Below are 12970 nucleotides of genomic sequence, written 5' to 3'. Positions count from 1 at the left end.
TCCAACGGAGCATATTTTACGTCTTCCTATTTCTTGTGTTATGATATACATTTCTACCATATATCCAATAAAGCGACAATCCGACAAAGGAAGCAAATACAAGGGCGAGTATCCAGATCGTCTTTCTATAACTATTCAAGTTCTTATTCCTCGATACATGGTAGATTGAATATAAAAACGGAGCGATTATGCATATGAGAAAAAACATCTCCTGTGGCGTAATACTTGATGAGTTTAGCATATCTTCGATTTTACAGAGAGATTGCCATCGAAATCGCTACGGCAATCTTCCGTTATGATATACAACACCGACTGGAAAAAGTACTAAAGGAACTAAAAATATTTATTTGGACAGTTCCTTAGCCCTATTGGTCTCGTCCAAATTTTCGACCCGGTGCTTATGTTCGACCCCCCATTCATTGATAATCGAGATCACTGGCAATAAACTGACGCCCAATGAAGTAAGATAGTATTCTACTCTAAGCGGCAGCCCCGGATAGATTTCCTTGTCTACGACACCGGCCACCTCAAGCTCGTGAAGTTGCATGTTAATCACTCTAGGACTTGCTTCGGCAATAGAACGATGTAATTCACTCGGGCGTTTTATTCCTTTATGAATGGCATCTAATATACAGGCCTTCCATTTTCCGCCAATGATCTTCATGGTGACGACTATGCCACAGTCCAAATCTTCCGGAATCTTTCTGCTATACATATTTTTTTATTTTAAGTAAATCTACTCAATTTTTACATTCCCCAGGGAATAATTTTTCCCTGGCTGAATCCTTTTTCCCTTATTGTACGCGTTTTGCGTTATACTCATCTTTGTTGTGTAATGAGGAAAAAAAATGGAAACATTAAAAAAACAAATCAGCATCATAGGCCTAGGACCTATGGGTATAAAGATTGCACAATTGTATCAACAACAGGGTTTTAAGGTTACGGTATTCAACCGTACAGCATCCAAAGCAGATGTGCTGATCAGAGACGGTGCCAGCTATGCCGCCACCATAGAAGAGGCCATAGCTTCCAGTCCGGTGAGCATAGTTATTGTGCACGATTATGCGATATCATCAACACTCTTTTCAACGATTAAAAATGAAAGCGTTTTGTCTGGAAGGACCATCCTGCAGCTGACCACGGGCACTTCTCAGGAAGCACGTGACAGCGAAGACTGGTTCAACAGGAGACATGCAGCCTATATTGACGGGGCTATACAGGTGGCACCCGAACAGATGGCCCAGCCGGATACCACGATATTATTGGCCGGCAGTAAGGCGACGTATGCGAAAATCGAAGAAACACTAAAAGTTCTGGGCGGAAATTTAAAATATCTTGGCGAAAATATAGGGGCTGCCGCAGCGTTGGACACCGCTACATTATCTTATATCTATGGGGCCGCAATGGGTTTCTTTCATGGGGCAGTAATTGCAGAAGCGGAAAATTTCAATGTGGCTGATTATGGAAATATTATCGCAGAGATCGCCCCCGGAATGGGTGAATTTTTAAAACATGAGGGTAAAGTCATCAGCAATAACGACTTTAAAATCTCCCAAAGCCCACTTGCCATCTCCGTCGGTGCTACAAAACGAATCCTGGATACCGCGCGCGAAAGCGGTATAAACAGCGAGTTTCCAGAATTCGCCGCTCGCTGGTTGCAGCGGGCAAAGGATGCAGGCTACGAACAGGAAGAGTTTGCTGCTGTGATTAAAACGCTAAGGCGTACATAGTAGCTCCTGTATACCATGCTCTTGCTGTTGCTGAGAAGTACCCACAATAGTGCCTGTCCTCACGTGCAGCGCGGGACAGGCACTATTGTGGGCAGAAATTAGTCAATATAGATACTGTTTATTGCTTTTTCCATGGCATGTTCCTTTACTCCCGTCACTTTTAGTCCTTCCGCACGGAACACGGTAATGTCAGTCATCCCCAAAGCGCCAAGAAAAGCTTGCAGATAGGGTGCCACGAAGTCGTTGGATTTGCCGGGCCCTTCGGAATAAACACCTCCAGAGGACATCGCGACATACACTTTTTTTCCTGTAACCTTACCAACTGGGCCGGCGTCAGTATAACCAAAAGTGATTCCCGCCCGTGTTATATGGTCGATCCAAGCTTTAAGTGCAGAATGAATCGTAAAGTTGATCAATGGAGCACCGATAACGATAATATCTGCTGATAGAAGCTGTTTAACAAGTGTATTGGACAGGCTGATAGCTTGTTTATCTTCTTCGGAAAGCTGATCCTCCGGCATAAAAAACGTACGGAGAACCGCAGGACTTAGGTGTGGAATCTCCGGATCCACCAAGTTTAATTCCTCCAGGATGCTCCCTGGGTATTTTTGATTGATCTTCTCGACAATAGCGGTGCCCAGTTTGATGCTATACGAATCATTTCCTTGTAAACTGGACTTTAAATGCAAAATGCGTTTCATTGGATTGTTGTTTTAATATGTTAAACTAAATATGGCTCAGCTCGCCGCAGATATTTATATATCGTCGGTTATATAAGCCGTGGATTACATGACAAAGTTATGGGAGTCAACAATCAAAGAATCGGTCCTTACCCCAAGGAAAGTACTTACTTACAGGTAACAGCTTATATTTGTACTATGAAAGAAAACAATGAAACATCATTCCTAGATAAAGAACAGTGCACAAGTTCACTCAGAAATGTTCTCGATGCGCTATATGTGCTGAACGGTAAATGGAAACTAGCCCTAATTCTCTCCTTGATTTAGTCTTCTAAGCGCTTTGGTGAGATACAACGTGATCTTGACGGCATATCACCTAAAGTATTAACAAATGAACTCAAGGATCTGGAGCTGAACGGATTTATCAAGAGAAATGTGTTCGAGGCAACAACTGTCAGCATTGTTTATGAGGCAACAGAATACAGTCGCACATTGAAAAATGTGATAAGGGAGTTGGACAGCTGGGGCGCACAGCACAGGAAGAGGATCCAGGACAGTATGCGAAGGCAGGTATAAGCTAAGACATCACGACATCGGTACAACCAAATTCCATAAGGTACTCAACAAAAAAGACACCGTCTCATAAAGTGTGTAAGTTATAAAAATGCGGAGTTGGAAAGGACTTCGCATTTTTTATTTACTTAACTTTATAAGAGTATGATTGACAAAGAGTCACTATTAAACGACAAGGAATTCTTAAAGAGTTTTAAGGACGGGTTAGAGCTGCAATCATTTTTCCGGGAATTACAGGCACGTGCAGTATCGCAGATGCTTGAAGGAGAAATGGACGGCCACCTTGGCTATGAAAAGCATGAGCGCAGTGGTCAGGGCAATTCCCGAAACGGGCATACCAGCAAAAAGGTTCGTGGGGATCAGGGAGATCTGGAAATTCAGGTCCCACGGGATCGCGATGGTACATTCAACCCCATTATCGTTCCCAAGCGCAAGAACATGATTGACGGAGTTGAGAACGTGATCGTTTCGCTATATGCCAAAGGCATGAGTGTTTCGGATATAGAAAATATGATGCGCGATGTGTACGGATTTGATCTTTCTGAATCGACGATTTCCAGGATTACTGACCGTGTGGCGGGCGATGTGATTGCCTGGCAAAACCGTCCGCTGGACAACGTATATCTGATTGTCTGGATGGATGGCATTGTCTTTAAGGTCAGGGAAAACTCCAAAGTGGTCAATAAGACCATTTATCTTGCTGTGGGCCTAAACAGGGATGGCTATAAAGAAGTCCTGGGCATGTGGCTGGGCAAGAATGAAAGTGCCAGTTTTTGGATGGGAATCCTGACAGACCTGAAATCCCGGGGCGTAGAGGATATGCTGATTACAGCGACCGATAATCTCAATGGTTTCTCCGCTACCATACGGAGTGTGTTTCCTGAGTGTAGTACCCAGGTCTGTGTTGTCCATCAGATCCGAAATGCCTGCAGATATGTTGTATGGAAGGATAAAAAGGCGTTTACAGCAGATATGAAGCCTATCTATGATGCTCCCAATAAACAGGCTGCACAGGCAGCGCTGGCAGATTTTGCCGATAGATGGGAATCCAAATATCCCTATGCCATAAGATCATGGCGGGAGAACTGGGACGAACTGACCGTCTTTTACGACTTCCCACTTGAGATCCGACGAATTATCTATACGACCAATATCATCGAAAACATGAATGGGAAGATCCGTAAATACACAAAGAATAAACTGTCATTTCCCAGCGATGATGCCGTTCTGAAATCTGTATATTTGGCTTTGAGAGAAATCTCTAAAAAGTGGACGATGCCTATTCAGAATTGGGGCATTATCCTAAATCAGTTCTTAACTTTATTTGAAAAAAGAGTCCAGTTATAAGGAACATAACTGAACTCCGTATTTTTTATTTACACACTTAGTGGGACAGTCCCACAAAAAAGCTTCCCCTCATCAACTCGGGGAAGCAGGCAAATGCTTTTTCAACTATGGATACGGTCTGTGTCCGTTACAAACTCTTTCTTATTTCAAAGCTCCTACATTTAATTTAGACACAAATCCTTTTAATTCATCCAAACTGTAACCTTCGCCCTTTAAGGTAATCAAATAGCGGTCTTTTTCAAGGTAGCTGATTTCGGAACTCTTTTCTGTTGAACCTTCTTCCGCCTTAGTGTCTCGCGTCTTTGCCCGCCTACCTTCAAATTCACCTGTTTTTTCTACTTCTGTGTCCGTAATATTTTCCGAGTCCATCATAAAACCCATCTGCGCAAGACTAACTACTGCAGCTCCGGACTCACCTGCCCCATCAATGATATTAATTTCAATGCTCTTTTGATCGTCTAATGTATAAGCGGCATTACCAGAAATAACACCCGCTCCATACAAGGAGCCAGCAGAATAAGATGTTCTCTTCAAACCATCTAAGTTTTCAGGAAGAAACGCTTTGAGCTCTTCAGAGGTTAAAGGTTTTTCAGATTTCAATTTAGCCTGGAGTTCCTCCATTTTCTTGGTACCGTCAGTCAGGTTATCTAAGTTAGATACACCTTTGACCACATCTGCGATTCCAGCGGTTTCTTTTTCATTCTCTACACTTTCGTTTGACTCCTTAGGGTTACCACAATTAGTAATCAAAATAGCAGCCAATAAAGCGGACAGTAGTTTCAGTTGTCTTTTCATGATATTGGTTTTTTAGAAAACTTATACAAGTTAAATAAAAAAATGAAATGTGCAATAAGACAACTATCTACTGTGGGCAAGAAGATAGAAACCGATTTGCGACAAATCCATCTTTTTGATCTATCCCCTGTCCCATGACAAAAGCAGCGGGATTCTCTAATCGGTTAAACAGGCGATCCGGTTATGATCATTCGTCAGCCTTAGCGTTGAAGTCACCAAAAACCCATTGAAAGAGCGCCGACAACACAGACCATCGGCGGGTGATAAACAATTTCGATCGATGATTTGCAATATGACCATGCTGAAAACTACCGTATTTTTTCCAATTTACACCTTTCTGCTAAGCGCATAGAAGAGAAATTTGCATTATGGTTATTGCAACAAAATGGAATAATGTATTCCTGCTTTCATCTTCTCAAGCACTGTACCAGACCAGCTCCTTTATCGGTGCTACCCTGTCGGCATTAGTTGGACTACAGCTTGCTCCCAACGAGAGTCTCGCGACCTTACCCGTTTCGGTGGTTTCATTAGGTACCGCAGTGACGATGATACCCGCTTCATTGATCATGAAAAAGATTGGGCAACGCAGGACCTTTATGCTGGGAACTTGGTTTGGCATTATAGCAGGACTGCTTTCATTTTACGGAATTATCACCCGTTCGTTCAGTCTTTTTGTTGCTGGAACAATGCTGATCGGCTGCTATCAGGGCTTTGCCCAATACTATCGCTTTGCTGCAGCGGATTCGGTACCCGCGCATAACAAAGGAAAAGCTATTGCTATCGTTATGGCGGCGGGTGTGGCAGCAGCTATTGTAGGTCCCAATTTGGCACGCTATACGCAACATATGGGAAGTGCCACCTCTGCTTATTCATTCTTATCGATCACGATTTTGAGCTTGATTGCATTTTTTGTCATTTTCTCGCTGAAACTTCAAGGCCCAAAAGCAGTATCCGGCAGTGAACCTATAAGGTCAGGAAGGTCTTTAAAGGTAATTATAACTCAGAAAAACACGATAACAGCACTGATCTCTTCTGCCGTTGGTTATTCGGTCATGACGATGATCATGACGGCAACACCTATAGCCATGCAGCACTGTGGGCACTCTGACAGTGCTTCGGCGACCGTCATTCAATGGCATCTCCTAGGTATGTTTGTGCCGTCATTTTTCACAGGAACGCTGATCAAGAAATATGGTGTCAATAGGGTCATCCTCCTGGGCATCATTATCCTACTTATACACTTGATCTTTGCATTGACAGGAACGGATTTCATGCATTTTATCTCGGGGCTGATCTTTCTCGGCATAGGTTGGAATTTTATGTATATCGGCGGCTCTGCATTACTTACACAGGTATATCTGTCAGAGGAGAAAGAAAAAACACAGGCATTTCATGATTTTCTTGTTTTTACGGTCATGAGCGCATCAAGTTTCTCCGCAGGAGGTATCCTCAAATACTGGGGCTGGCAGGGTGTAAATATTGCGGTCATTCCTTTTCTCATCATTGCCCTCATGGTAATGCGGTTTATGGCAAACAAAGCTTCCCCTGTGCTGATCTCCGAACTTTGATAAACAGATTTAAAAGAAAATATCATGACAAAAGCGTATTTAGAAATCACATTAAAAGTTAACGATGCTGACAGAGAAGCGGCAGCAGCTGTATATAGTAAATACAAAGCACCGTTTTTAGAACTATCAAAGGGGCAGTTTCCAAGGAACTTTTGATTAGAACAGATGATGTCCAGGTACTGCATGGTTTTGAATCGGCAGAAGAGGCTGTGGCATACTTGCATACAACACTTTTTACCAATGACGTTGTTGTCTCGTTAAAGCCGTACCTCCAAGCTGATCCTGAAATTCGGGTATACTCGGCCGTATAGTACGACGGTAAAGATTGCCTCTTTGGAGGCAGTCTTTACGTTTTAATCCAGAAGTTTCTCTTGATTGCAGCAACTCGTTGGGGCCGCAAAAGCAGTTAACATAAATTTATCATCAAAATGACAAAGGCATATTTAGAAATATCATTGACAATCGAAGGATTAGACCGCGCCGGAATAACAGCCGTATACAATATGTACAAAGAACCATTTCTGACAACAGTAAAGGGGGCTTTATGCAATGAGCTATGGGTACATGTCGAAGACGTCCGCATCTTACATGGCTTCTGCAGTATGGAAGATGCACAGGGCTACTTGGTCAGCAGGCTATTCAATGCGGATTTTATAGTGTCTCTGAAGCCCTATATCATTGGCAACCCTAACATCAAAATTTATCAGGTTGCCTAGCTTCTGAAAATAGTATATAATAGCTATCAGCGGTTCTCTCACAACAGCACGGCGCAATTCATCCATCCTATTGGATGGATTTTCGGAATTCGGCCGGTGAGATCTGGGTATGCTTTTTAAAGTACTTTACAAAATAGGATGTATCATCAAAACCTAGACGGAAAGCGATCTGACTGACATTGAGTTCGGAATGAAGAAGCAGACGTTGTGCTTCGAGAATTATACGTTCCTGAACAATACTTGAAGGATTTTTACCCAATAACTGATTCGTGAGCGCTGACAATGTTCTCGTTGAAATGAACAGGTTCTGAGCATATTGTGTAACTGTGGTACCTTTCGTATAATGCTTGTCAACGAGATTTAAAAATTTCAACAGCTGCATTTTCTTATCATCCACCCGATAGGACAACATCCCACTCACTCTTTCAGATAAATTCTTTTGGCGTTGAATTTGTATCAGAAAAGCGACGAGATATGCACGCAACAGTTCTTCACTTCCAAATCGGTCTTCAATCCTACCTCCCAGCTCTTCTCGGATCAAACGCAGATATTGATCTAATATTTCACCGGTGTCGCTTTCCAGACGACAATAAGGCGCCTGATAGTTGTTATCAAACAAATTACATTTAAGAAAGAATTCTAATTCACCCCTGCCATGCACAAAAAACTGCTCATTGAAATGAATGAGAACACCTTCGTAATTTTTCTTGTCGTCAAAATAATGTACCTGATCCTTTGCTACAAAAAAAATGGAATTTTCGGCCACAGGATATCCGCTAAAATCCACGAAATGCTTTCCTGATCCTCGTTTAAACCAGATAATCTGATAAAAGCTATGAATATGAGGGTGAGTAACGTCTTCACTATGCTGCTCTATATATGCTGCAAGATCGTGTACAACAAATTGCGGCTTTTTAGGCTGATGTTTATTCAGATGGTACTCGCTGATTTTATCTTTAGCTCCTGACATACAATGTACTGCTTTGACCACCTAAATTAGCTATTCTACGCAAAAAATCTATACAAAATATTGTCCGGAAAACTATTCTTATATAAGTAAAGAAAATTTGGAGATCCATGTTTTAGCTCAATGATGATAGAATCGATGCTTTCGGCCCCCTCCCCATCCGCTGCCCTGTCAGTATGTAGGGACAACGTATTGTTTTTTATCGTCGCACTGCCAATAAAAATGACAGAGAATAAGATACAGTAGAAGAGAATTTTCTTACTTTATAGGGGTATCATTTTATTTTCCTGTAAATGGATGCGGGGCCATCCATAGCATGAATACTTAATGTAAGCTCATCCTCTTGAATGGTATAGGTCTGTGGAATACCATCTTTCATGCCGTCATATATAATATACGACTCTTCTCTATTGGTAAGTTTACTTAATTTCCTCTCAATGGTATATTCACCCTGTTTTATGATCTTATTATCCTCGATGAAACGATAGTCTTTCGTTCCAAACTCCACAATTTTTCCGTTTCCGGGATCTAATTCTTCCATTTGTCCTGTATAACCATCGATTGACGCACTTAGCTCCCACTTTCCTTCTAGCTCGTTAACGCTTACATTTTCCTCTTTATTGCAGGAAAAAAGTAGCACAGTGCTCAAGCTGAATACGGTAAAAAATACTGATCTTTTCATCTTTGTTATATAATTCGTTTTTTATTTTAAAATTGGCCAGTCAAGTACGGCTTCTGACTGTACTTAATTGAGAGAACGCCGTTATTATATATAACGCTACACGTATTTAATGTTAATCTACTACCGAAATCTAAAGAACATAAAAGTCTCACATCTTAAAGCTGCTCCAGAAAAGAGAGATATTTTTTCGCACTTTCTTCGTTAAACTGGGAGTCGCTTTCAGGGCCAGCACTAAACTGCGCAAAAATCCCTTTATAATCCGCATGGACATACGCAAATGTCAGCTCAAAAGGACGAGTTAATTCGGCTAATGAATATTTGAATTTGCCACTTCTTTGATAGTCAGCCTCCTCTGCTCCTAGCGATATAGCCAAGGCAATTTTTTTTCCTTGCATTTTTTTACCGCTGCTACTACCATAGGCCCAACCATAAAGCAATACTTCGTCCAACCATTGCTTTAACAATGGAGGGCAATTAAACCAATAGAATGGAAATTGAAAAACAATATTGTCGTACTGCTCTACAAGAGCCTGCTCCGCAGGGACGTTAATTTTACCATCGGTATATACGGCATCCAGATGATGAACGGTGAATCGTGTCGGGTGCTTTTCTAACGCCGCAATCCAGTTTTTGTTGACCACGGATTCGGACAAATGAGGATGTGTAACAATTATTAGGATCTTCATTTAGTAACAAGTTAGAGTTTTATTGTCAACATGAAAATTAAAACTACAGTTAGGTCGTATGACCTATAAACAAATATAGGTCACATGACCTAAGCATTCAAATATTATGTCTATTTTTGAATTATTATGACAAAAAAGGGAGATAAAATCGGACATATTTTACATGTCACCATTGATCTTTTAAGCAAGAAAGGCGGAGAAAACCTTTCGATGAGAGGAGTCGCAAAAGCATCAAATATTTCGCTCAGCAATCTGCAATATTACTATCCAAATAAAGAGGCATTGTTAAAGGCCGCGATAGCACAATATTTTAGTGGGTGCCAGGAGGCGATCATGGCAAGAATGGAACAGTCTGCTCTTGATCAGGCCAGTTCAGGGAGTATCTTTTTCGAACAGTTGCTGGATCTCCTCTTATATAATGCAAAAGAATCGGATCAGGCAATCATGTTCAGGGAAATTTCTGCTTTATCATCCCGCAACAAAGATCTGGAACTGGCCATTGATGCATATTACAAAGATTATTGCGCATGGCTCACAGAATTAATTCGGCCGCATGCTCAGTTGCCCGAGAAAGTCGTATGTTTTTTGGTTCCGTATCTGGAAGGATATGCGGGCGTCGGTACAGTACTTCCCCTATCGAAAAAGGAGGTCGTTCAGATGTTATTGGATATCATCAAAAGTACATTAAATCCATTGTGCTCCGAGTAACCTGTGCTCAATATAGAAGAGATAGTAAATGCGTAAGAAATTGATGGAGTGTGAGGAAATCAATTTCTATTTAATCGCTGATTTTTCGATAAATGTAGCACCCGGCTTCTGTGGGATGATCCTCGACAAGATCATTCGGATCTTCCTTCCGAATCAGATCGATAATCAAAAAATCCCCACAGGCCGCCATAGTGAAAAACATGCCGAAGACTAGCATGCCAACGTTGCCGTTAAAAATTGCGAAGACAGCAGGAAGAATACCCAAAAGAATCGCTGGAGCAATAGCTCCAATGATATATTCCTTCACTTTTAGCGGTTCTTTACAATGGCAGTAGGGCGTCAGCATTTTCCATAGCACGCCAAATTTTATGGATTTAAATCCTCTCTTGGCAAAAATAGCCCATGTAATGCCATGTATAAGCTCATGCAAGCCAATTCCAGCCATAAGAACTCCAAAAATATAGATACTGTCCAGTACCCCTACTTCTCCAAACACGCTTTTAAAACTTAGCTGTGATTTCCATACCCAATAAAACGGTACACCAAATACAATAACGATGGGAATTAATATGAATAATCCAACTTTGTTGGCCCATACGAGATCAATCGTCAGCTGCTCTTTTTTATATTGTTGAGAATCGTGCATAAGGTAATTTCAAAAATTTAGACATTACAATCAAGGTAATACACTAAGTTAACATTTTTGGGCGGCTTATTTTCATTGAAATGATGTTCTATTGGCATAACTCTGAAAGGTCAGCCATATGCACATGTATACATCCATATGTGATTGTCGGTTATTCTAGGGCAATATAAATTTTATACCCGAAATCGTTGCACAGGGTATAAATCGGAGGATTTGTTTCAAATAACGAAATCGATCTTCAAAGTTACTGTTTAGCTAGAAGGTTTTGTAATCATCCTTTCGCTTTATCTGGGTGTTTTTTAGAAATTTCATTTTCATTCGTAGCCGTTTCTTTAACAACTGTCAGATCAACCTGATCTGCATTGAGGCCGTGGCAAAGTTCGATCCAAATATTCTCTTTCGGGGTGCGAATTAGGAACTGTTTATATTTATAGGGCCTTGGATCATACATATCCGATACATAGGCGGGATTTTCTTTTTTGATAAGTTCATCAGCCCGCGACGGCAGTCCGCCTGAATAGATCTCAATCCCTCCCAGGTTCGCAATCGCCTTTTTATATTCACCGACCAGATAGGTATCTTCAAATGCGTCTCCCTGCGAAAAAATAGTTGCATGAAAATATTGACCACTGACTTTCCTCACCAAACTATCATTGTAGAAGAAATACTTCTCCTCTAATGTTTTCTGTTTCTCGTCCGCATAGCGGTATCCCGAAGGGGTAGAAAGGTACGGAAATATACCAATGTCTTGCGCAGACACGGGAATCCGATCCATATTAAAATCAACGGATACGAGAGAATCTGTAACACCAGAGACTTGTGACGTATCTGTATTGTTGGATTTTTCACTCTGCTGCTTGCTTTTCTGCTTACATGAACCCAAACTAATGAATACAGCAAAAAATGATATAAAGTATATTTTCATTTAATTGATCTAACTTTTTAAAAATAGTTCTTTGCTATTATTTCAGTATTTACAAATCATTAAATACATATGAAATCAATACTCAGAACTCTTATCGCTTTCTCCAGCGTCTTTTCTCATCGTTGAGTCTGATATTCATGTCAGACCCATTGCGTCACGTAAAGCTCGCAACTATTTCGCTAGCGCACATTTGGGTAGGTTGGGGCATTTCCTTATACCGCATACCATAATATTCAATTTAAATTCATTAATTTCATGCGATGAAAAAAAAATACGATAGATAAAGTTGCATTGATCTGCATTTCTGAAAAAAAGGTTCTAACAGCGCTTTCTAAAATGAAATCCAAACTGTATTTACCCGGGGGCAAAAGAGAAGCTAATGAATCCGATATTGAATGCCTGAAAAGAGAAATAATAGAGGAACTTAACGTCGAGATCCTAGATGACACAATACGGTATTTCGGTACGTTCGAAGCAGCTGCAGATGGCAAAGAAGCTGGCGTTTTGGTAAAGATGGCCTGTTATTTTGCTGAATATACCGGAACTTTGGAAGCATCTAGTGAAATAGATTCCTTTGAATGGATTTGCTATAAGGATAAAAATAGAACCTCGGCGGTCGTAAAAATTATATCAGACAGGTTGAAAACCTTGGATTTGATTAATTAGTCAGCCAGCGATACTGATATACGCTATTATTTTATTTTCTTGTATAGCAGTAAAAAGCTGTTGACGAACATAGAAAGCAGAGCAAACACAAGAAAAATGCCCTTTAAAACTGTCGCTGAAGACGATAAAAAAACAGCCTTGTTTTCGATTATTGGATATGCTATTAACATGTTAATGACGGAAATATCTTCCAAAAAATCAAAAATTCCTGCTATTAACGGAAACAAAGCGATATAAAACAGTACGGTAGTCCTAATCTTATTTTTGATCAGCAGCCTTAC

At 40.8% G+C, this 12970-nt stretch carries 16 protein-coding genes and 1 pseudogene; 8 read left to right on the top strand and 9 right to left on the bottom strand.

The annotated features are described in order from the left end of the window. Positions 1–16: 16 nt before the first annotated feature. Together FGL37_RS26140 and FGL37_RS17660 are read right to left on the bottom strand one after the other, a co-directional pair. Entirely contained in the window at positions 17–208 is a 192-nt protein-coding gene (locus FGL37_RS26140; protein WP_407695584.1) for a PLDc N-terminal domain-containing protein, read from the bottom strand. 135 nt (positions 209–343) lie between these two features. Beyond that, positions 344–715, bottom strand: a complete 372-nt coding sequence (locus FGL37_RS17660) for a winged helix-turn-helix transcriptional regulator (RefSeq protein ID WP_028071300.1) — start codon at positions 713–715, stop codon at positions 344–346. 133 nt (positions 716–848) lie between these two features. Between FGL37_RS17660 and FGL37_RS17655 the strand changes: the two genes are divergently transcribed. Further along, the gene (locus tag FGL37_RS17655) at positions 849–1730 is read left to right on the top strand and encodes an NAD(P)-dependent oxidoreductase (RefSeq protein WP_028071301.1); all 882 of its coding nucleotides are present in this window, start codon (positions 849–851) and stop codon (positions 1728–1730) included. 98 nt (positions 1731–1828) lie between these two features. Here the strand turns inward: FGL37_RS17655 and FGL37_RS17650 are convergent, their stop codons facing one another. Continuing rightward, positions 1829–2431, bottom strand: a complete 603-nt coding sequence (locus FGL37_RS17650) for an FMN-dependent NADH-azoreductase (RefSeq protein WP_028071302.1) — start codon at positions 2429–2431, stop codon at positions 1829–1831. A 321-nt stretch (positions 2432–2752) separates the two neighbouring features. Here FGL37_RS17650 and FGL37_RS25805 point away from each other — a divergent pair. Beyond that, positions 2753–2986 (top strand): annotated as a pseudogene (locus tag FGL37_RS25805) (winged helix-turn-helix transcriptional regulator); the annotation flags it as partial. A gap of 144 nt (positions 2987–3130) precedes the next feature. Next, complete coding sequence (locus tag FGL37_RS17640; protein ID WP_171019317.1) at positions 3131–4330, top strand: IS256 family transposase; 1200 nt, start codon at positions 3131–3133, stop codon at positions 4328–4330. Between the two features lie 141 nt (positions 4331–4471). Here the strand turns inward: FGL37_RS17640 and FGL37_RS17635 are convergent, their stop codons facing one another. Continuing rightward, positions 4472–5125 (bottom strand): hypothetical protein, encoded by a 654-nt coding sequence (locus FGL37_RS17635; RefSeq protein WP_028068770.1) that lies wholly within the window; start codon positions 5123–5125, stop codon positions 4472–4474. 368 nt (positions 5126–5493) lie between these two features. Here FGL37_RS17635 and FGL37_RS17630 point away from each other — a divergent pair, with 368 nt between their 5' ends. From FGL37_RS17630 to FGL37_RS17620, 3 genes are all read left to right on the top strand, one after another. Beyond that, on the top strand, positions 5494–6693 hold the full coding sequence (locus tag FGL37_RS17630) for an MFS transporter (protein ID WP_028068771.1): 1200 nt from the start codon (positions 5494–5496) through the stop codon (positions 6691–6693). Positions 6694–6717: 24 nt separating this feature from the next. After that, positions 6718–6849 carry a hypothetical protein gene (locus tag FGL37_RS25945; RefSeq protein ID WP_262709469.1) on the top strand — a complete coding sequence of 44 codons (132 nt, stop codon included), beginning with the start codon at positions 6718–6720 and terminating at the stop codon, positions 6847–6849. A gap of 272 nt (positions 6850–7121) precedes the next feature. Further along, positions 7122–7409, top strand: a complete 288-nt coding sequence (locus tag FGL37_RS17620) for a hypothetical protein (protein ID WP_028068772.1) — start codon at positions 7122–7124, stop codon at positions 7407–7409. A gap of 67 nt (positions 7410–7476) precedes the next feature. Here FGL37_RS17620 and FGL37_RS17615 read toward each other — a convergent pair whose 3' ends face one another. The 3 genes from FGL37_RS17615 to FGL37_RS17605 all read right to left on the bottom strand — a co-directional run bounded on the left by FGL37_RS17615 (position 7477) and on the right by FGL37_RS17605 (position 9744). After that, positions 7477–8379 (bottom strand): helix-turn-helix domain-containing protein, encoded by a 903-nt coding sequence (locus tag FGL37_RS17615; protein WP_028068773.1) that lies wholly within the window; start codon positions 8377–8379, stop codon positions 7477–7479. Positions 8380–8650: 271 nt separating this feature from the next. Next, positions 8651–9058: a hypothetical protein gene (locus FGL37_RS17610; RefSeq protein ID WP_028068774.1), complete on the bottom strand. Its 408-nt coding sequence runs from the start codon at positions 9056–9058 to the stop codon at positions 8651–8653. 155 nt (positions 9059–9213) lie between these two features. Next, entirely contained in the window at positions 9214–9744 is a 531-nt protein-coding gene (locus FGL37_RS17605; RefSeq protein ID WP_028068775.1) for an NAD(P)H-dependent oxidoreductase, read from the bottom strand. Positions 9745–9870: 126 nt separating this feature from the next. Between FGL37_RS17605 and FGL37_RS17600 the strand changes: the two genes are divergently transcribed. After that, complete coding sequence (locus tag FGL37_RS17600) at positions 9871–10452, top strand: TetR/AcrR family transcriptional regulator (protein ID WP_028068776.1); 582 nt, start codon at positions 9871–9873, stop codon at positions 10450–10452. A gap of 70 nt (positions 10453–10522) precedes the next feature. Here FGL37_RS17600 and FGL37_RS17595 read toward each other — a convergent pair whose 3' ends face one another. Together FGL37_RS17595 and FGL37_RS17590 are read right to left on the bottom strand one after the other, a co-directional pair. Beyond that, positions 10523–11098: a DUF3267 domain-containing protein gene (locus tag FGL37_RS17595; protein WP_037532426.1), complete on the bottom strand. Its 576-nt coding sequence runs from the start codon at positions 11096–11098 to the stop codon at positions 10523–10525. A 271-nt stretch (positions 11099–11369) separates the two neighbouring features. Continuing rightward, positions 11370–12023 carry a hypothetical protein gene (locus tag FGL37_RS17590; RefSeq protein WP_028068777.1) on the bottom strand — a complete coding sequence of 218 codons (654 nt, stop codon included), beginning with the start codon at positions 12021–12023 and terminating at the stop codon, positions 11370–11372. A 291-nt stretch (positions 12024–12314) separates the two neighbouring features. Here FGL37_RS17590 and FGL37_RS17585 point away from each other — a divergent pair, with 291 nt between their 5' ends. After that, positions 12315–12689: an NUDIX hydrolase gene (locus FGL37_RS17585; protein WP_262709468.1), complete on the top strand. Its 375-nt coding sequence runs from the start codon at positions 12315–12317 to the stop codon at positions 12687–12689. The last annotated feature ends 281 nt before the right edge of the window (positions 12690–12970 follow it).

The sequence above is a fragment of the Sphingobacterium thalpophilum genome, from assembly GCF_901482695.1.
GTDB lineage: Bacteria > Bacteroidota > Bacteroidia > Sphingobacteriales > Sphingobacteriaceae > Sphingobacterium > Sphingobacterium thalpophilum.
This window is presented reverse-complemented; position numbering and strand designations above follow the sequence as displayed.